The sequence below is a fragment of the Acinetobacter sp. RRD8 genome, from assembly GCF_031844225.1.
GTDB lineage: Bacteria > Pseudomonadota > Gammaproteobacteria > Pseudomonadales > Moraxellaceae > Acinetobacter.
This window is the reverse complement of sequence record NZ_JAUZUU010000009.1, coordinates 70036-88985: the sequence shown is the minus strand read 5'-3', so window position 1 is coordinate 88985 and position 18950 is coordinate 70036. Positions and strand designations below refer to the sequence as shown.

The window sequence follows — 18950 nt, the reverse complement described above, 5'->3', positions numbered from 1 at the left end:
TATTTCACCAGAATGTACTCTCAAAATATATTTAAATCATCTTCCACTTCATTTGAAATCGATCTCTCTTCTGGAATTTACCTATGATTTTCAGCACTAACTCTTATCACATAAAATCCAGAAAGTTTCTTTATTGAAAAATTCTGGATTTGTATATTTTTTTAAAAATTATGTAACAAATACGATTGATATTTGAGCAAAATACCAAACAATATAACTTCAAAATGAAATATCAATATTCTTTAATAGCACAACTCCATTCATTTAAACTTATATTTAATCTTTTTAATACCTTTCTCACAAAAGTCGCATGGTATTCCACTTCACTCCCATGATGACCTATGCGATATATTTTTCCACCCTGTTGTAAACGACTTACCTTTATTTCACTACCCTTGCCTTGCTCAATAACAACATGAAACGTTTGCTTCAATATTTTAAAAAACTTTTTGGATTTTATTCCACGATTAAACACAGTAATCTGATTATTATTCGAGGAGTCTGCATCAAATACTTGCTCATTCAAACTATTTTGAACAAAAATTTGCTCATAATCCTCATTATCTATAGTAATTTCATCATTAAAGATTTCAATTGTAGATTCTAGCACTGAATTACGTTGCTTTATCTTTTGTGCGGCTTTTGCATACCAATCAATAAATAAGGCATGAAATTTTCTTATCACATATAAATTAAAATCTAGTGCAACTTCGACTCCAACTAAATCCATCATAGAAGAATTTAACCAAGGAGATTCTACAGGAGAGATTAAGCCATCTCTATTGACTCGAAGAACACGTCTATAAGTGGCATCCATACGAGATTTCTTAGTTGCTTGTACAGACATATCTTGTTGATCATAACCTATACATATACGTCCTAAGCCATCACCGAAAGTTTCCCATTGCCATAAAGCATATATTTTACCTTTTGGAGCACCAATCATGGCATATTGTTCATATTCAAGCGGTAATTCCAAGTCAATTATAGTATCTGCAGCTTTAAAATTTTTGACTAAGAGCCTACGCATTTCACGTAAATCAATTGCCAGATTATTTATTTCATTTTCATATTTTTCAACATTATCGTATTTTGGAAGAATTTTTTTAAATCTTAAATCAATATGATTTAGAAAATATGTTGTCGCATATTCATCTTTTAATATTTTAGCAAATGTAATATCGGGCGAAATTTGAGCATTTACTAAATCATGTTCACTAATACCCTTTAAGAGTAAAGATCTATCACTTACTGGTTGTATGCGGCCATGCTGATACAAAGCAATGCCTCCATAACACCCCTCATTAAGGACATGCCAATACATTGATTTAGAAAATGTATAAAGGCTATCTGAAAATAATGCTGCTTTATTAGATTCTTTAATAATTAAATTAATATAACTTGCGAATACATTGAGAAAGCTATTTTGATATATATTGTAGTTATTAAACTTAGTTATAAATTTACCATAAAAATACTTTTGTCCTATAGTTTTAGAATAATTAAAATATCGCTTTTTAATATCAAAACTAAAATTATTTTTAGATAGTAAAGTGGATGCAACCTTCTCATTGACACCCTCATAAGAATTATTTATTTCAATCAAACTTTTTAAGATTTTAACTAATTCAAGCCTATCACTATCATCAATATAAGAATAAAATTCATGATTTTTAGGAATTATTGAATAATTTAATGAATGAATTTCATATTCAAAACTACTCATCAGATGTCTTTTATATTCTAATGGAATTGAACCCTGCTCATTTTTAAATCTTCGAGCACTATTAATACTGTTTTGTACAGAGTTTACAAATTCATCGAAGTCAAAGTCAAAAATTTGTTCATAAGTCTGCCATTCATGTTTATATATATTATTATCTAAACGTTTTTTATCATTAGATGTAATCAAACCTTCTTCATAAATATTCTCAATTTTATCAATTATATACTGACATAAAACATTATCAATCACTAAATCGTCTTTATATTTTTGAATATGTTCAATATCCATTTCTGAAGTATTATCAATAATAATTGCACTCATTGCATAATTCTTTTTCTCAACAGTAAATACCTGTTTTCCCATTGAAATTTTAAAAAAATTTTTACATTTATTAAATGTCATTATAAATCTAAAAATTACTTGTTCTACTACAGGTAGATCTATTTTACGTCTTTGATAAGCTAAATTATAGGATTGAATAAAATCTTTTAATAATGCACTTATAGCTCCAACTTTGGTATCGGTTGGTTGTGGATCTGGCAATGTTTCATTGATCTTATTTAAGAATCTGATAAATTCTTCATGAGTTTGAACTCCTTTAAAAGGTAAAGAAGTTTCAATGAAATCCATCACTGTCTTTACAGCTAATACATAATTATCTCTGATTACATTATATTCTTTTTCAACTCTAACATTAGTCAACCGTTGTTGATCTAGAATTTGCTTATTTCCTTGCTTGTTAATTTTCGATAAAATTGACTTTTTTTCCTCTTGCAACATTTTTATAGTTTTTGCATCATACTTATCATTTAAAATATTCAACTCTTTTTGCGAGTCATCTAACCTTACTTGTAAATTTTTGAGTACAACTTCAATTTTTTTGAATCCGACTTCATCTTTTTGCTTAGCATATTTTTTTAATTTAACTTCATAGTTTTTAATTTCTTTTTTGGTTCCTGATATCAAATTTGATAATTTTCTAAGATTATCCTTAGCAAAATTAATTTCCTCTTCAATTTTTTTCAATGACAAACTTAATTCAATCACAATTATTCCCCGACATAAGTTATTTATGATTTTTTGTTTCTAAATATAAGATTTAAACATACAAATTTGTATTATTAAATAAGCATGTCTTTAAAAATTAGATAATTATTTTTTAGTTAAGATAAGTTTTGAGCAGTTGCAATATAAGAATCTTGATCATTTTAAGCACAACTTGTTATTTAATAGATCTCTTTTATAAATCAAAAACGATCTATCTCTTGCTGATTATTTGTACCGAAATAATTTTAAATCTTCATGCATAATTTGCGGATGAAATACATCGACTTAAAGAAGCTTTCTGAAACACAATTTAAGCGATATACAGGCATATCATGGTCAACCTTCGATTTAATGGTTGAACAACTAAAAATGCTTGTGCCTGCTAAAGGTAGACCATCTAAGTTAAGCATAGAAGATCAAATCCTTCTGTGCTTAAGTTATTGGCGTGAATACCGAACATTGTTTCATGTCGCAACGAGTTATGGTGTGTCAGAGCCTACTGCTTCAAGAATTGTCCGCCACGTAGAGGATTGCCTGATCAAGTCCAATCTATTTAATTTACCCAAGATTTTGCCTGAAGGCGAAGGTATCGACTGAAATGTTGTGATCGTAGATGCCACAGAAATTCCAATACAAAGACCTAAAAAAACAGAAGAAAAGCTATAGTGGCAATAAGAAAGCACATACTTTTAAAGTTCAAGCCATTATCCATTATAGAACACAACAAGTTCTGAGTTTATGCACGAGTCGTGGTGCTGTACATGATTTCGAGCTTTTCAAACGCAATTTGAATCAGATTCCTAAAGGTGCTTTTATTCTTGCAGATAAAGGCTATCAAGGAATCTATGCAATGTATCCAAATAGCTTATTGCCTCTAAAAGCAAAGAGATGCTGCAAACTAGATCCCGAGCTAAAAGTTTACAATCAAGAAATCAATAAAAGAAGAATTGGAATTGAACATGTATTCGGCAGTTTGAAAACTTTCAAAATCCTTGCCGAGCGATATCGTAATCGAGGTAAAAGATTAGCTTTAAGATTCAGTTTAATTGCTGGAATCTATAACATGGAACTGAATAAAAAATGAATTATGAAAGAACTTTAATTAAGATAGAGAAAGTTTTTTTAAACAATTTTTTTCATAATTTGAGATCTGATAGCTCTCCCTCCCTGTAGAAAATTTTAAATATTTTTTAATGAACTGTAAAATTCTTTAGGTTCATGAATCATAATTTTATTAATACAATAATTTATATATACAATGCATTGTAAATTAAAGAAGATTTTTAAAATATATTTATGAACTAGATTTTAGGTGAACATAAGTTAAATAACATCTCTACGACAGCACCCTAATTTAGTTGCGTTACCGCAACTCATTTCAATCGTTGGTGCTATGCTTGACAGCTTATGTAACCAGTGACATCGCTGTCAAGCATCTGTTAATGAACATAATATAAGTTATGCAGAAATCAGATCGCTACTCGATTTGCGTGCAAGCAAGCTTACGCAAATCTGCGTGGCTATGACATCAATATCATTATTGATAAGACTTGATCTCAGCCATAATTTTTTGAATGGATGCTCTATCGTGAATTTGTAAATGATCTCTTATGTAGATGAGTTTATTTATATTTTTTTGAAGTACGTCTTGTTGTTCAGGGGCAGCTAATTTCGTTTGTCTGCTTAATTTAAATATCAAGCTACAAATACTTTCCTTGACAATTTCATAGTCAATAATTTGTTTATATTCAATACGTTGTTGATCAGATAAAGTCTTGTCTAAATAATCTAAATTAAACTGAATGAGTTGCATCACATGATCTCAAGTTGAGGATCGAAACACTGGCGCGTCTGTACTTATGGTAACGATAGCAAATATTTCCCGTCCTTGCCTGCTCCTTAAGCCACGCATAAAGCGTTTGTTATCAATGATCACCAGATCACCATCCTGCCAGTCAATTTCTGAAGTCTGGGTTTCACAGCGCTCTGCCAGTTCTGCGAGTAAGTCTGAACTGATTTCTGAACCGTCTGCAAAATAAAAACGGGGTTTTTCATAATTGTAAGAAGGCCCAAGTAAGGTATTGGCGAAGGCTGGAACACCCTTAAGATTGTCATGGCGGACCATCGGCATATTTAAATGGTAGTACACTCCCCCATCATGTGTCGGGCTAATCTGCTGTCCAGGCACCATCTGGATAAAATGTTGTAGCTCCTGCTGGCCGACCTGCTCTGCATTTTCAATATTCAAGGCAGTGGCCACATATTTCTGCCAGATCGGTTTGGGTAAATAACGGCTAATGATCATCGGTTCGGCAAATTTCTGCTTGAGAGCATCCGACATATTTTTCCAGACTTCATGCCCATCACATAAGGTAGTCTGCGAACCGCGCGAAGCACTTTTCTCACTGAAAAAGGCGATGATATCGGGCGGTAAAGGCGTCGTACCATTTTCAATATGTAGTCCCATGGCCTGGGTACCGGCATCAACTCTCTGGGACTGCCGGGTGATGTTTTCCCGCGCCGGATCATAGGTCAGCCGCTGGCACAACCTATTCATGAGCTCACTAAACGATGTCACGTCATAGTGTTCATGTCTTAACAAAACCCAGCCCTGTTCTACCAATTGCGTTTTAATCTGTTTAGGGGTGGTGTGCAAAGCTTGCTGTGCAATATTCATGTGTTCGCTCTCATTCAACAGATCTATGGGTCTGTGAACTATGCAAAAATAGATTGGGACTCGTCCGGTATCAGTTCAGCCTGAAACTTTTGCTGGATCTGCTGTCTGCGCAGTTTGCCGTTGTCGGTCAACATCTGGTTTGTTCAGGGAAAATGGCTCTGGAGATCTACACCAGTGTTTGATCTGAGCATAGTCTGGCATCCGGCTATTGGCCCGTTGAATCGCTGCTACCAGTTGCTGGTCTGAGGTGTCATTAGGGGCATAAATCACAGCCGACAGATAGGGCTGGGCTTCGCCAAAAATGGCAATCTGCTGGATTTCCGGCTCGGTCAGACTGTTGGACTCAACTCATTCCGGGGAAATATTGCGTCCAAAACTGCTGATAATCATCTGCTTGATGCGTCCGGTAATGTACAAATAGCCTTCCTCATCAAAATAGCCGGCATCACCCGTATGAATATACGGTGTCGCGGCCTGATCATTGACATAACCCTGCATGGCATTGCCCTTCACTACTACTTCGCTGTTGGCTGCAATCTCAACTTCGACATGCGGTAAAACCCGGCCCACACTGCCAATGCGGCGTGCACCCGGCAGATTCAGACTGACTACCGAGGCACACTCGGACAGGCCATACCCCTCATAAACCGGAAGGTTAAGTTGCTGACACTGTTTGAGTAAATCAGCAGAGACTTTCCCTCCACCGACCGCAATAAATTTCAGCGTCTTGAACCCTGTAGCACCGTGTTCAGCGCTATATTCCACAATCGCTTTCAGCATCTGCGGTAATAAAATCACACTTTCGATTTGATAGCTCTGCACTGCATTTACAAACCGCTGTGTATCAAAAGTATGGTTAGATACCAGACCGAACTGGCTCACCTCGCCAACAATTACGGCGCGTCCCATGCTCAGTTCGACATAAATGCCGGCAATATTTTCCAATAAGGTGGCAAATGGAATCAGGCACAAATGCCGTCCAAGCTGACTGCTGGCCAGTGCCTGACTGAGTGAATGCGTAATTGATTCTATGGTATCTTCTACCAGACACACGCCTTTCGGTGTCCCCGTACTGCCAGAGGTATAGGTGATTTTTGCTGGTTGCTGGGTTTGTAAAGAAGATGAATACTGTACTGCCTGTTCTAGCTGAAAAAAGCGTGCATGTAGCTGGCCAGTAATGGAAATCTCATCTCTACTCATGTCTTGAGCCAGATTTAACAGCCATTCTGGTGCAGAGAAAGATTCATCTAGAGTACAGAGCAGCTCGGTTTGGCTGTCGGAAAGCAGATGCCGTACTTGGGCTGCAGTAAAAAACAGAGGCACCGGAATCACGGTCATGCCGGCTTTTTGTGCGGCAAGATCGACCACAATCCAGTCGATGCTGTTCACGCCCCATAAGGCCAGATGGCGCAGATTAAGCTGCTTGAAACCGGCACTCAATAATTCTACCCGCTGCTGTAGCTCCGCATAGCTGAGGGTTGCCTGTGTGGTGACTACCGCTTCAAGCTGCGGATATTGTCGTGCTTGCAGGCTGATACGTTCAAATAAAGCAGTCATCATTTAAATTCTGTGCCTCGGTAATCAAGCAAAATGCTTTAATGACTAAATTGATAAAATTGACGAGCGACTTGTAGGGCCTCTGCCACATCAATCGCCAGCACATAAGGTTTCTGCTGGTAATAACTGCCCCACAGGCGTTGTGCCTCTCCAAGGACTTGCGGGTCAGCCTTTTCAAGCACATGAAAATGTAATCCCATTTGTTGCAGCACATAACGCACAGCGGCTGTCCCGGTACATACTGCCCATTCGATGTGTTGCTGCGAGAGATGAAAAACCAGAAACGCTACCATCAGTTTGGCTTTGTCCATATCTAGTGCTGCCAGATTGCCAATTTCTACTACTTTGTCTCGGCTGACCGTGGTCTGGCTGAGCTTGCCAAGAATATTTTCAATTGGTTCATCGAGATACTGTTCCAGAAAGGCATTAAATTGATTTAAATGCTGCATTCACCACCTGCATCTCGGCACCGTGATAACCGGCAAACAGGGTCGAAGAGAAGCTCGATACAGTGGCCTGATGGACTTGCTGATATTTTTCCTGAATAAAATGTTCCAGGCTACGGCGTTCAGGTGTCTCGCTTTGTTCTACAGTTTTGACCGTCAAATGTAGCGATTGATCCTGTGCTGAAATTACCGGATACGCCGGAGGTACTTGTACTAAAAATTTATTGTGATGGATTTGTTTTTTATATTCAGGCTGCTTGAAATATGTATTTAGAAAGTGAATCTGACTAGATAAATAAGGATCAAAACTGAACTTGATCATTTGGCTCACACCACGAAATTAACTTGCTACTCAAGATAGAAGTCCAAACTTAAAAAATTCTTAATTTTGTGCAAAAGAATGTAAAAGCTGTGTGTATAAAAAATCCAGAGAACGGCCGGTTTTTTAAGAACATTTTAAGATTGAAAATTTAAGTTAATCCTATCTCTTGTTAACTGAAACTGTTCTATGTCTTCCTACCGCTCACCTTATAAAGGCACCTCAGGAACGCAGCGTATTTTTAATGCGACCCGTTATTCCCTGGCTGGTTTTAAAACCGCCTTTCAAAATGAGGCCGCCTTCCGGCAGATCCTGCTGATTAATCTTATTTTGATTCCTCTAAGCTTTTGGATGCCAGTTAGCCGGGTTGAGCAAGCGCTCATGGTCGCCGTGTGCCTGTTGGCGTTGATCATTGAACTGATTAACTCAGCGATAGAGGCAGTGGTAGATCGTATTTCCATGGAACGGCATGAACTGTCTAAAAATGCCAAGGATATGGGCAGTGCGGCTCAGTTTGTAGCACTTAGTTTAATTGCCCTGACCTGGGGCATCATTTTGGCTGGTCATTTGATTTGACCTCTGCTCTTGCTACTGCCTGAAATGGACAACTTAAAAATGATCACTGACCGTTCCCGGTTTTTACTGACCCAAACTTTACTTTTGATCTTCAGTTTTTTGATTCTTCTCAACTTCTTTGACATTGGAGGAGTGCTGGACTTACAGCTCATCTATCCCTTTATCGATGATCATGGTCAATTTCCCCTTCGACAACAATGGGCACTGGCAGAACTCAATCATCGCTATGTGAAAGACCTGCTGATTCTGGTGTATATCACATTATTACTGGCCTGGTTGGCATCACTAAAATGGCAGAACTGGCATACGCGGCGCTGGGAATTTGGCTATTTCTTTAGCATGGTGGCAGTGACCACAGCCTCAATCGGAATTTTAAAATCCCAGTCGGCCCATGCCTGTCCCTGGAATATGGTTATTCCCACTTATGATGGTATTTTATGGGATTTTAGTGCTACTGCGGGCCACTGTTTTCCTGGAGGGCATGCATCTAGTGGTTTTGCGTTGATGGCTGGTTATTTTGTTTATCGCATTTCTAACCGCAAGCGGGCTTATTTTCTTCTGATCGCTGCAGTAATTTTAGGGTTGACCATGGGCTGGGCACAAATGATGCGCGGAGCACATTTCCTGAGTCATAATTTATGGACTGGCTGGATTATCTGGTGCATGAATGTCATTGGCTATACGCTGTTTAGCCATAAACTACCCATAGAAAAGACCACTCCTATACTCTCTAGTATCAGGCAACCTTAACTCCAAAAAAACCAGAAGCTTATTCGCTTAGGCTTCGATTAAAGGAAGCTTGACCTGTACACAAAGGCCACTCAGATTGGTACTTCGCGAAAATTCTAGTGTTCCACCCAAGCGCTCGGTGGCTTTATCTACAATGGATAAACCCAAACCGCTGCCAATTTCTGCATGGTTATGTATCCGGTAGAAGCGTTGCCGGATCTGATTGAATTGAGCAGGATCTATCCCTGCCCCACTGTCTTCAATTTGTAAAACCGCCTGCCGTCCTTGCTGGAAAATAGATACATTGATCACGCCATCCTTCGGACTGTATTTAATTGCATTATCAATTAAATTATAAATAATCGAGTGCAAAGCTGAAACCTGGCCCTGAATCTGCAGTTCCTGTTGCTGTTCTACGCCCAAATCAATGTCTTTCTGTAGCGCCAATTGAATTAGTTCTTCGATACAGGTGACTGTCATCTGATTCAGTGATAGCAATTGAACAGGTTCGCTTAAACCTTCGGTCACATCCTGTTTTGCCAGACTCAATAACTGGTTGACCAGATGCTGCATGCGCAAAATGCCTTGACTCAAATTATGGATAGACTCGCTTTGAGGGAACTGCTGTAGCAAAATTTGCAGCTGTAAGTTTAGTGTTGTCAGTGGCGTGCGTAATTCATGGGCAGAATCTGCTACAAATTGACGTTGTTCCTGTTGGGCCAGAGAAATGCGGCCAAACAAATAATTCATTTCCTGAATGGTCGGTTCCAGCTCCAAGGGATAATCTTTCATTGCAATTGGCTTTAAGTCTTGTGCCTTGCGGCTGGCCAATTCAGTTTTAAAATCATTGAGCGGCTGAAAATTTTTCCGGATCATCCAGCCTAAACCGAATAATGCAAAAGGTAAAAAAAGCACATAAGGAAGAAACATATTGGCTGCCAGCTCCAGCGCCAGTTCCTGCCGGACATTTTGCTGCTGGCTCACCTGAATCTGTAATTGCTTAGCAGGAATAATATAAGTTAACCAGGTTCCATACGGCGTTTGATGCTTGTAGAAACCTGCTTTCCTGACCGGCGCCACCAGAACATCCTGCAGATGCAAGGAAGTGGCTGTATCTGTATAGGACCAGATATCTACAAATAAATCTTCTTCACTGTACTGTTTTGCCAGATCGATTTGACTTTGTAAGGGTTGCGGATGATTTTCTGCAATGCGCTCTGCCAGACTTTGCATCTGTTTATCCAGTACTTCATTAATTTCTTCGAGCGCAATCCGGTATGCAGCAAAGATCAGCACACAGCCCAGCACCACGCTAAACAGTGAAATATAAATAACCAGACGTTTTTGCAAGGAATAACGTTTCTGCATGGCGCTCATCCTAAGCGATACCCTAGCCCACGTATGGTACGTATGAAGTCTTTTCCTAATTTTGCCCGCAGATGATGGATATAGACTTCTACCGTATTACTACTGACATCACTGTCAAAGTCATAAAGCTTGTCTTCCAGATCATTCTTGGAAAAAATTTTATTCGGATGATTTAACATGGCCATTAAGATGAACCATTCCCGATTGGATAATTCTATAGCCTGTCCATTAAACAGAGCGATATGCTGCTCCAGATCTAGTTCCAAACCGCTGTGTGATAATTTCTTATTCGTATCTATCCCGGTATTTTTTAAACCACTACGGCGTATTAAGGCATGAATACGGGCCAGCAACTCGTCAAATTCATAGGGTTTAATCAAGTAATCATCTGCTCCCTGATTCAGCCCATCCACCCGGTTTTGTAACTGATCCCGGGCGGAGATAATCAGCACCGGTAAATTCGGAAACTTCTGCCGGATATTTTTTAGCACCAGCATGCCATCCATCATCGGCAAGCCTAAATCGAGCAGGACAATATCGTAGACCTGCTGCTGTAACTGTTTTAAACCCTCAATCCCATTATTGACCCAATGCACATCAAACTGATGCAGCTTGAGCAATGTTTCAGTCGACTCGGCAATCATAAAGTCGTCTTCAATAATTAGTATTTTATGCATTTCAAGCTCTGTTCTTTAATGATGGTGAGCATTGTGCAAGCATATCATTTTTAGCTTCAATCACTTGCGTTTTTATATCCAGCAAGCTTAATAAGCTGGGGAAAAGATGATCCTGACTACGGGCTTGGTTGGTCTGTCCTTTGAGACAGCTGACCTGCTGGGTATTCTGCTGCTTCCAGGCATCGGAGAACCACATCAGCATCGGGACATGGGTTTGCTGAGTGGGCGCCATGCTATAAGGAGCACCATGCAGGTATAAACCATGCTCTCCGGTGGATTCTCCATGATCAGACAGGTACCAGAAACCGGTCTGATATGGAGTCTGCTGCTTTAAAGTTTCAATGATCTGGGCAAGAACATGGTCTGTATATACAATCGAATTATCATAGCTATTCTTTAATTCTTCTGTACTGCAGCCCTGAATAGCATTGGTATTACAGGTCGGTTGAAATGGCTGATATGGCGCTTTGGAACGCTTGTAATATGCGGGGCCATGACTACCCATCTGATGCAGTACAATTAATTGTGGTTTCGGGTTGTTTTTATCCAGATGCGCCAGATAATCTTTCAGGCTATCTACCAGGATTTCATCAAAACATTCACCACCAGCATCACACCACTTCTGTTTCAGTTGTGCCGGAATCTGATACTTTTGTACCCGGTCACAGGCACCTTTACAGCCTGAGTTATTATCAATCCAGGTCACCTGATATCCGGCGCGCTGGGCAATATCCAGCAAACCTTCACGGTGGCTGGCTAGCTGTTCATCATAGGTTTCACGTGACATGCCCGAAAACATACACGGGACTGAAACGGCTGTTGCAGTTCCGCAAGAGCTGACCTGATTGAAATTAATCACCGCTAACTTGCTCAGTTCAGGATTAGTATTACGCGCATAGCCATTTAAGGCAAAACTCTCGGCACGTGCAGTTTCTCCCACTACCAGCACCATTAATTTGGGATGCTCCTGCATTTGAGCCTGCTGTAACAGATGTGCATCTTCGCCAAAAACCACCAAAGGCAAATTCGCTTTAGGTGCTTTCTTTTTATAATAGGACAAGGTGGACGCGATGCTATTTTGTGGAGAAAGCATTCCCTTCAGATCACGATGCTCTCTGAAGATGGCTGCATAATCGACATAGAAACAGAACAATAAGCCTAGAATCAGTCCAAGTGAGATTACACTGCTCAAGCCTTTTTGTAAGATTTGACGCCCCAGCGATGCAGGCTGTATTTTCAGTATCCACACAACACAGAGGGGAAAAATCACAAACACCAGTGTCCAGATGATCAGTCGCATTGACCAGAGATCTCGAACTTCACGGGCATCGGTTTGCAGCATATTCTGGATCTGGTCAGGCGTAATAACGACCCCTAGACTATTGACAAAATAAGCACTAAAGCCACCCAAAATGATCAGGACACTGGCCAGTATTTTGGCATTCCATTTCCAGTTCAGCCACTGTAATATCAGATTGTAAAACGCAATAATGATCAGAGCCGTGGCGGCCATTAACAGACCTGCTTTTAGATTGGCATAAGGCGTAAATTCATGGATTTTCTGATAGAAAGCAAAGTTTAGGATCAGTCCTAGCCAAATAGCCAGCAACATGTTGAAGCCTGAAAGACTAATCGACTTTTTAGGTCGCTGACTAAAAAAAGACGAATGGGAAAACAGCTTCAGCATGATCCGTGGCTCAAAGACTTTAATATGCTTTAGCCTAGAATTTGAAACTTAAAAATGGCTTAAAATGATTGGATCATTTCATAATATATGCAAACCAGCCCTTCTTTATTTCAAACTCAGAAGAATAAAGATAAGCCCTAACATATGTAGAATCTGGCTAGGCGCAAAATACAGAAAAAACTTCCATCCCCCGGTCACAAAAGAATTGATACTTTTAGACACCGCATGTGCCGCAAGTCCAATCATGACCGCATAAATTAAAGTCAGGTTGTGAGGATTTCCCTGTATCACTACACCTGCTACAGCAGCATGCACTTCAAATAAAGAGGCTAAAAAAGTGCCTAAAATTAAGCCGCTATCCCCCAGTAGAAGATTCGCGCCGTAAATCCCAGCCTGGATTAAGGTCAAACTGACCGCAATAATTACCGCTTCTTTTATACTGAACATCCGGCTATCAATTTCTTGTATTTCATTAATGCTCATACTGTTATCCGCTTGGGGAGTTCGATAAATCAAGAATCCGGCAGCAATACATAAAATTCCGATGCCCACCAAACTCGGAATTAGCAGAAACTTGAACCATTCTACGCTCACTCCCAGAACAATCAGCAAGAGCTGTAATAAGGTGGCAATACAGGAGATTAATCCCGCACCTGCATTTAATTTAGCACTGGCCTGTCCGGATCGAACTTGCATGCCCAAACTGGCAATTGTGGCCGTACTGGAGACAAATCCCGAGGCTAAGGCAGATAAAATAAGCGCCTTATCATTGGACAGGATTCGTTTTGCCACATGTGCCATGGACTGCACAATCAAGATTAAAATGAGTAATTTTAGGATGATATAAGGATTGAGTACGGCGCCCCACAAGGGCTTATTGGGCATGACCGGCAACGCAATCAATATCAAAGCCAATAAAAGTAGCCCATCTCTTAACTCATAGCTTTGGATCGTTTTTCCGGCAAATTGATGCAATGTCTGTTTGCCCATCAGGATGATCGTGAGTAGAACCGCCATCCCTGCAGCCAGTGGGATATTCCACACACAAATAGCGCCAATGATATAAGTCATCAAAAAAGCCAGTTCAGTGGTAGAACCGATATCCTGCTTCTGTTGAAACAGGCTATACACAGAACAGGCTGACCGCGACGGCTCCTATCACTCCAATATAGAGATGCAAAAGGAAGCATGAAGCACCCAATAAGGCTGTAATCGTAAATGATCTTAATCCTGCAAAACTCTGCTCATGGTTATTGTTTTTATGACGTTCACGCTCAAGTCCAATTAAAAGCCCACAGCCTAATGCCGACAGCATGATGGTCAGTAATTCCTGAAAAGATAAACTTTGCAAAAGCATATTCAAGAGCATTCACCTTGTGTCATCCAGTGACAGTGCGTATTTTTAGTATATAAATAGTTTTTTAAAGCAGCCCATCAATTTAACCGCTGTATCTTTAAATTCTGGGCTATAGATAGCTGTAAATTATTGGATCAGTCTGCCATTCATCCTTATTTATGGTTTACATAATTCCCTATTCTTAGTAGACCATTTTAATCAAAATTACAAAAGTTAATAAGCTTTTAAATCTAAAATATTTTAATCCTACATCAGCTCCAGGATTAGGCAGGTTCTGTTTCCCCGACCTGATGGTAAGCACGATTAAAATAAACCAGGGCTCGATCTTCCTGATTCTGTTGAATGGCAACAATCGGACAAATCAAAATCGTATGTGTACCAACTTCCTGGATCTGCCCAATTTCACAATCAAAGCTCACCAGTGCATCTTGAAGTACAGGAGAACCTGTTTCTAATTCAGTCCACTCACCCTGTTCAAATCGTTGTTCAGAACTGAATTTTGAAGATGCAAAAACATTTGAAAGATGCGCTCGATCTGCACTGAGTACATTTACGCACAGCACTTTATTTTCAACAAAGTTGATATAAGAACGCGATGATTTATTCATACAAACCAACAATGTCGGTGGTGTATCGGTCACGCTACACACGGCAGACGCAGTAAAACCATGACGACCTGAATCGCCCATCGTGGTCACTACATTCACTGCACTTGTTAATAAAGACATTGCGTTTCTAAAGTCTGTCGCTTCAACCATCACCGTATTCCAACATTCAGCTTTTTATAAAGAGCGTTATATCACTCAAATGATGCTTTCAATCTTTAAAAGCATCATGGATTCACTTTAATTAGCGAGATAATTCCTGACGAATAATTTCAGCACCTGCACTGAGTGCATTGAGTTTGCCACGAGCAACTTGGCGACCAAGTGGTGCCATACCACAGTTGGTTGATGGATAGAGTTTGTCTGCATCCACAAACTGAAGTGCTTTACGCAACGTATTTGCCACTTCTTCAGCTGTTTCAATTTGATTACTTGCGACATCAATCGCACCGACCATGACTTTTTTAACGCGAATCAATTCGATCAGATCCATCGGGACACGTGAGTTATGGCATTCGAGCGACACAATATCAATTTTTGATTTTTGCAGTTTCGGAAATGCTTCTTCGTACTGGCGCCATTCTGAGCCTAAGGTCTTTTTCCAGTCGGTATTGGCTTTAATACCATAGCCATAGCAAATGTGTACCGCAGTTTCACACTTCAAGCCTTCAAGCGCACGTTCTAAAGTTGCCACACCCCAGTCATTCACTTCATCAAAGAACACGTTAAATGCAGGTTCATCAAATTGGATGATATCCACGCCAACGGCTTCAAGTTCACGAGCTTCCTGATTCAGGATCTTGGCAAATTCCCAAGCGAGTTTTTCGCGGCTCTTGTAGTGACCATCATATAAGGTATCAATCATGGTCATTGGACCAGGAAGCGCCCATTTAATCGGCTGATCTGTGAGTGAACGTAAGAATTTGGCATCTTCAACAAAGACAGGTTTTTGACGAGAAACTTCACCCACGACTGATGGAACGCTCGCTTCATAACGGTCACGGATTTTGACCGTTTCACGCTGATTGAAGTCAACGCCTTCAAGGTGCTCAATAAATGTCGTCACAAAATGCTGACGGGTTTGTTCACCATCGCTGACAATATCAATGCCTGCCTGCTGTTGTTCATGCAGTGACAAACGCAGTGCATCTTGTTTTGCATCCAATAATTCCTGGCCTTCCAATTTCCAGGGTGACCAAAGTTTTTCAGGTTCTGCTAGCCAAGACGGTTTCGGTAAGCTGCCAGCAGTTGATGTTGGGAGTAGCTTTTTAGGTTGTAAAAGTGCCATGTCTAATCTTCTATCTCTATATTCGTAAAATAATAATGTTGTGTATTAAGCAGCGCGTTCTTGGTCAGCAGTAGTTTTGATTGTGAATTCTGCGGCCCATTGCTCCAGAATGTCTTTATAAGGCTGGATAAAGTGTTCTTCCGCCCACTTCCCTTGCTTCACTGCCAATTGACCACGCTCAACACGGTCATACACAATTTGAGTCAATGAATAATCTGGGTACTCAAGGCTGGGTTGATACACCTGACCCGCAGCAGAATTCGCATTATAAATTTCAGGACGGTAAATCTTTTGGAAGCTTTCCATGGTGCTGATCGCACTGATCAACTCCAGATCGGTATAATCACGTAATAAATCACCTGCGAAATAAAATGCTAAAGGTGCAGCAGCATTTTCAGGTTTGAAATAACGGACGGTTAAGCCCATTTTGGCGAAGTATTCATCGGTACGTGAATACTCATCATTTTTATATTCCACACCCAATACAGGATGTACATTCGCTGTACGGTAGTAAGTTTTCGAGGTTGAAACGCTCAAACAAATCACCGGCTGTTTTTTAAATTCTGCTTTAAATACTTCAGAATTGACGAGATATTGATAAAGCTTGCCGTGTAAATCACCAAAATTTTCTGGCTTGGTCGAGGCTGGATTTTTCTTGATATGTTCAGGAAGTACCACGCTAAAATCATAATCGCGGACATAAGACGAGAAACTGTTGCCAATCATGCCATCAATACGCTGATTGGTTTGATGATCAATAATCGTGATTTTTAAAGTTTCAATTGCAGGGAACTTTTTGCCATTTCCTTCAATATCCAGGTCAACTGAAATAATATCGATTTCAACTGAATAACGATCTGCTTTTGGATTATCCCAATGTGCCAATGCATTAAAACGGTTATTGATCATTCGTAGAGTGTTACGCAAATTCTGTTCGCGACTTTCGCCACGTGCCAAATTGGCAAAGTTCGTCGTCAGACGTGTGCTATCTGCAGGTTAATAGTTTTCGTCAAAACGAATGCGCTTAATTGAACATGCAAACTTTTTACTCATTGTGATTCACTACCCTAAGTTCTAATAACCAAATTTCTGAATAAGCCTAGTTATACGTGAACCTTAAGATGAATAAAAATGATTTAAACTCAATGAAAAGTGAATATTACTCATGATTGGTTGTTCTTAAGATATCAAGATCACTTAATGAAGAAAAATATGAAAGATTTTTTCTATGAAATTTTAGGGTTTAATAGATGATAAAATAATGAATATTAATAACTTAAGATAAATTCTATCGAATATTAAGTGGATGAAATTGAGGGGTAAATTCAAAGAATGGTTTTATAGCTTATTAGATGCAATTTAGAAGTGAATGAATGAAACTCATCTAAAGATTAGAAAATATCAGTCTATTCACTCTGTTTAATTTCATTTAAATCATTCGTTAGAAAGGCGTCTGAGGTCACCCCACTATCAATGAATAACCTCAACATCCACGTAAATCTTAAAATTCTTCCCGCTGTAATTCATTCACCGTTTGCCCCTGCTTTGCAAACCACTGATCACGACGTTCAAACAAGCGTGGCGCCGCCTGATTCACTTGATCAATTAGAGCCTGTAAATCGGCATTGATCAAACGGCCATTTTTAACCACAGTCTGTCCCGCCACCATCGTCATCACGACATCTTGGCCTTGAACTGCATGGACTAAATTGGTATGCAAATTAAATAATTTTCTATGATCAATCAACGGCGTCATCCGCGGTGTATCCAGTTTCACCGCAATCAGGTCGGCCTGTTTGCCGACTTCCAATGAACCAATTTCATCTTGCATACCCAAGGCTTTAGCTCCTGTAATCGTAGCCATTTGACAGACTGACCAGGCATCCAGAGCAGCCGCATCTAAATTCGAGAACTTTGCTAATAATGACGCCGTTTTCATTTCTTCAAATAGATCCAGGTTATTGTTTTCTTTTTCTCCATCAGTACCCAAACCCACCGCAACGCCTTGACGTAGCATTTCAACGACAGGCGCTGCACCGGAAGCCAACTTCATGTTGGAAATAGGATTGTGCGCAACCCCTACCGCATGTCGCCTTAAAATCTGAATTTCATTTGCATCTGTCCAGACGCAATGTGCCAACAAAGTTTTAGGCAGATCTAGCAAGCCCAGTTTTTGCAGACTCTCAATTGGGCGAATACCTGAACGGCACAGGTTTTCCTGTACATCAAATTGGCTTTCATTGCTGTGGGTATGAAAACCGGTTTGATAATCCTGACAAAGTTTCTCAATGAGGCTTAATGCTGAAGCTTCAGCATAAAATAGGTGCTCTAAACCCACCCAAACCTGAATACGTCCATTCGCCTGCTGATGCCAACGGTTGATTAAAGCCTCATTACTTTTTAAGGTTTCAAAATAATTGTGATCCGGATGTTCCGCGACATAAGGTACTAGAACGGCACAAATTCCCAATGCTTGCGCAGCTTCAGCACTTCCGTCCATATAACGCCACATATCAACGATGGTGGTCGTTCCCGACAATAGTGCCTCGGCATAACATAAATAGGAGGCGATTTTCGCATCCTCTGGTGTCAACACCCGGTGCATCGGGTCAATATACTGCTGTAACCAATCCCAAACCGGTAATCCTTCAGCCGTACCACGCAATAAACCGGAATGACAATGGGTATTGATCAAGCCCGGCATCAGGATCGTTTGTGGGTAATCTTCAATGAGCACCTCTGGATAGCATTGAGTTAACTGTGCCAATGTACCCACTGCTTTTATTTGGTCGCCCTCAATCAGTATCGCGCCATTTTTAATACATTCATTCTGCGCATTCATGGTAAGGACATAGGAAGCTGTTAAAATTTTCATGATTTATACTCAAATC

Annotated in this window: 17 protein-coding genes and 2 pseudogenes; 4 read left to right on the top strand and 15 right to left on the bottom strand. The window is 39.9% G+C overall.

What is annotated here, in order from left to right; all coding sequences use genetic code 11:
• Positions 1 to 232: 232 nt before the first annotated feature.
• Complete coding sequence (locus Q9R24_RS10305) at positions 233 to 2773, bottom strand: hypothetical protein (protein WP_311204331.1); 2541 nt, start codon at positions 2771 to 2773, stop codon at positions 233 to 235.
• 270 nt (positions 2774 to 3043) lie between these two features.
• On the opposite strand from Q9R24_RS10305, the gene Q9R24_RS10300 reads away from it, so the two are divergent.
• Positions 3044 to 3370 carry a transposase family protein gene (locus Q9R24_RS10300; RefSeq protein ID WP_311204332.1) on the top strand — a complete coding sequence of 109 codons (327 nt, stop codon included), beginning with the start codon at positions 3044 to 3046 and terminating at the stop codon, positions 3368 to 3370.
• A gap of 16 nt (positions 3371 to 3386) precedes the next feature.
• Positions 3387 to 3857 (top strand): transposase, encoded by a 471-nt coding sequence (locus Q9R24_RS10295; RefSeq protein WP_311204333.1) that lies wholly within the window; start codon positions 3387 to 3389, stop codon positions 3855 to 3857.
• A gap of 453 nt (positions 3858 to 4310) precedes the next feature.
• On the opposite strand, the gene Q9R24_RS10290 is transcribed toward Q9R24_RS10295, so the two are convergent.
• The 6 genes from Q9R24_RS10290 to Q9R24_RS10265 form a co-directional block, all read right to left on the bottom strand.
• Positions 4311 to 4586, bottom strand: coding sequence for a hypothetical protein (locus Q9R24_RS10290; protein ID WP_311204334.1), 276 nt, complete (start codon positions 4584 to 4586; stop codon positions 4311 to 4313).
• A gap of 9 nt (positions 4587 to 4595) precedes the next feature.
• Positions 4596 to 5450: a TauD/TfdA family dioxygenase gene (locus Q9R24_RS10285; protein WP_228305181.1), complete on the bottom strand. Its 855-nt coding sequence runs from the start codon at positions 5448 to 5450 to the stop codon at positions 4596 to 4598.
• Between the two features lie 75 nt (positions 5451 to 5525).
• Positions 5526 to 5720 carry a hypothetical protein gene (locus tag Q9R24_RS10280; protein ID WP_311204335.1) on the bottom strand — a complete coding sequence of 65 codons (195 nt, stop codon included), beginning with the start codon at positions 5718 to 5720 and terminating at the stop codon, positions 5526 to 5528.
• Positions 5721 to 5798: 78 nt separating this feature from the next.
• The gene (locus Q9R24_RS10275) at positions 5799 to 7010 is read right to left on the bottom strand and encodes an AMP-binding protein (RefSeq protein WP_311204336.1); all 1212 of its coding nucleotides are present in this window, start codon (positions 7008 to 7010) and stop codon (positions 5799 to 5801) included.
• A gap of 35 nt (positions 7011 to 7045) precedes the next feature.
• Entirely contained in the window at positions 7046 to 7456 is a 411-nt protein-coding gene (locus Q9R24_RS10270) for a thermostable hemolysin (RefSeq protein ID WP_311204337.1), read from the bottom strand.
• Positions 7434 to 7775, bottom strand: a complete 342-nt coding sequence (locus Q9R24_RS10265; protein WP_004729797.1) for a thermostable hemolysin — start codon at positions 7773 to 7775, stop codon at positions 7434 to 7436. The genes Q9R24_RS10270 and Q9R24_RS10265 overlap by 23 nt, the downstream gene beginning before the upstream one ends.
• 186 nt (positions 7776 to 7961) lie before the next feature.
• Here Q9R24_RS10265 and Q9R24_RS10260 point away from each other — a divergent pair, with 186 nt between their 5' ends.
• Both Q9R24_RS10260 and Q9R24_RS10255 read left to right on the top strand, forming a co-directional pair.
• Positions 7962 to 8348: a diacylglycerol kinase gene (locus tag Q9R24_RS10260; RefSeq protein ID WP_004280235.1), complete on the top strand. Its 387-nt coding sequence runs from the start codon at positions 7962 to 7964 to the stop codon at positions 8346 to 8348.
• 39 nt (positions 8349 to 8387) lie between these two features.
• On the top strand, positions 8388 to 9098 hold the full coding sequence (locus Q9R24_RS10255; RefSeq protein WP_311204338.1) for a phosphatase PAP2 family protein: 711 nt from the start codon (positions 8388 to 8390) through the stop codon (positions 9096 to 9098).
• 27 nt (positions 9099 to 9125) lie between these two features.
• Here the strand turns inward: Q9R24_RS10255 and Q9R24_RS10250 are convergent, their stop codons facing one another.
• The 8 genes and pseudogenes from Q9R24_RS10250 to Q9R24_RS10215 all read right to left on the bottom strand — a co-directional run bounded on the left by Q9R24_RS10250 (position 9126) and on the right by Q9R24_RS10215 (position 18934).
• Positions 9126 to 10445 (bottom strand): ATP-binding protein, encoded by a 1320-nt coding sequence (locus Q9R24_RS10250; RefSeq protein ID WP_311204339.1) that lies wholly within the window; start codon positions 10443 to 10445, stop codon positions 9126 to 9128.
• A 5-nt stretch (positions 10446 to 10450) separates the two neighbouring features.
• Positions 10451 to 11122, bottom strand: coding sequence for a response regulator transcription factor (locus tag Q9R24_RS10245; protein WP_311204340.1), 672 nt, complete (start codon positions 11120 to 11122; stop codon positions 10451 to 10453).
• A 1-nt stretch (position 11123) separates the two neighbouring features.
• On the bottom strand, positions 11124 to 12809 hold the full coding sequence (locus tag Q9R24_RS10240; RefSeq protein WP_311204341.1) for a phosphoethanolamine--lipid A transferase: 1686 nt from the start codon (positions 12807 to 12809) through the stop codon (positions 11124 to 11126).
• Positions 12810 to 12914: 105 nt separating this feature from the next.
• Positions 12915 to 14178 (bottom strand): annotated as a pseudogene (locus tag Q9R24_RS10235) (MgtC/SapB family protein).
• A 251-nt stretch (positions 14179 to 14429) separates the two neighbouring features.
• Entirely contained in the window at positions 14430 to 14924 is a 495-nt protein-coding gene (locus Q9R24_RS10230; protein ID WP_004646907.1) for a flavin reductase, read from the bottom strand.
• 91 nt (positions 14925 to 15015) lie between these two features.
• Positions 15016 to 16059 carry a methionine synthase gene (locus Q9R24_RS10225; protein ID WP_311204342.1) on the bottom strand — a complete coding sequence of 348 codons (1044 nt, stop codon included), beginning with the start codon at positions 16057 to 16059 and terminating at the stop codon, positions 15016 to 15018.
• Positions 16060 to 16104: 45 nt separating this feature from the next.
• Positions 16105 to 17112, bottom strand: a pseudogene (locus tag Q9R24_RS10220) (DUF1852 domain-containing protein).
• 448 nt (positions 17113 to 17560) lie between these two features.
• Positions 17561 to 18934, bottom strand: coding sequence for an amidohydrolase (locus Q9R24_RS10215; protein ID WP_311204343.1), 1374 nt, complete (start codon positions 18932 to 18934; stop codon positions 17561 to 17563).
• Positions 18935 to 18950: the final 16 nt, after the last annotated feature.

What these genes read in the sequence shown, in the direction of transcription:
- Q9R24_RS10300 (WP_311204332.1), top strand. Translation starts at nt 3,044, where the DNA reads ATGAAATACATCGACTTAAAGAAGCTTTCTGAAACACAATTTAAGCGA.
- Q9R24_RS10295 (WP_311204333.1), top strand. Translation starts at nt 3,387, where the DNA reads ATGCCACAGAAATTCCAATACAAAGACCTAAAAAAACAGAAGAAAAGC.
- Q9R24_RS10290 (WP_311204334.1), bottom strand. Translation starts at nt 4,586, where the DNA reads ATGCAACTCATTCAGTTTAATTTAGATTATTTAGACAAGACTTTATCT.
- Q9R24_RS10285 (WP_228305181.1), bottom strand. Translation starts at nt 5,450, where the DNA reads ATGAATATTGCACAGCAAGCTTTGCACACCACCCCTAAACAGATTAAA.
- Q9R24_RS10275 (WP_311204336.1), bottom strand. Translation starts at nt 7,010, where the DNA reads ATGATGACTGCTTTATTTGAACGTATCAGCCTGCAAGCACGACAATAT.
- Q9R24_RS10270 (WP_311204337.1), bottom strand. Translation starts at nt 7,456, where the DNA reads ATGCAGCATTTAAATCAATTTAATGCCTTTCTGGAACAGTATCTCGAT.
- Q9R24_RS10265 (WP_004729797.1), bottom strand. Translation starts at nt 7,775, where the DNA reads ATGATCAAGTTCAGTTTTGATCCTTATTTATCTAGTCAGATTCACTTT.
- Q9R24_RS10260 (WP_004280235.1), top strand. Translation starts at nt 7,962, where the DNA reads ATGTCTTCCTACCGCTCACCTTATAAAGGCACCTCAGGAACGCAGCGT.
- Q9R24_RS10255 (WP_311204338.1), top strand. Translation starts at nt 8,388, where the DNA reads ATGATCACTGACCGTTCCCGGTTTTTACTGACCCAAACTTTACTTTTG.
- Q9R24_RS10250 (WP_311204339.1), bottom strand. Translation starts at nt 10,445, where the DNA reads ATGCAGAAACGTTATTCCTTGCAAAAACGTCTGGTTATTTATATTTCA.
- Q9R24_RS10245 (WP_311204340.1), bottom strand. Translation starts at nt 11,122, where the DNA reads ATGCATAAAATACTAATTATTGAAGACGACTTTATGATTGCCGAGTCG.
- Q9R24_RS10240 (WP_311204341.1), bottom strand. Translation starts at nt 12,809, where the DNA reads ATGCTGAAGCTGTTTTCCCATTCGTCTTTTTTTAGTCAGCGACCTAAA.
- Q9R24_RS10230 (WP_004646907.1), bottom strand. Translation starts at nt 14,924, where the DNA reads ATGGTTGAAGCGACAGACTTTAGAAACGCAATGTCTTTATTAACAAGT.
- Q9R24_RS10225 (WP_311204342.1), bottom strand. Translation starts at nt 16,059, where the DNA reads ATGGCACTTTTACAACCTAAAAAGCTACTCCCAACATCAACTGCTGGC.
- Q9R24_RS10215 (WP_311204343.1), bottom strand. Translation starts at nt 18,934, where the DNA reads ATGAAAATTTTAACAGCTTCCTATGTCCTTACCATGAATGCGCAGAAT.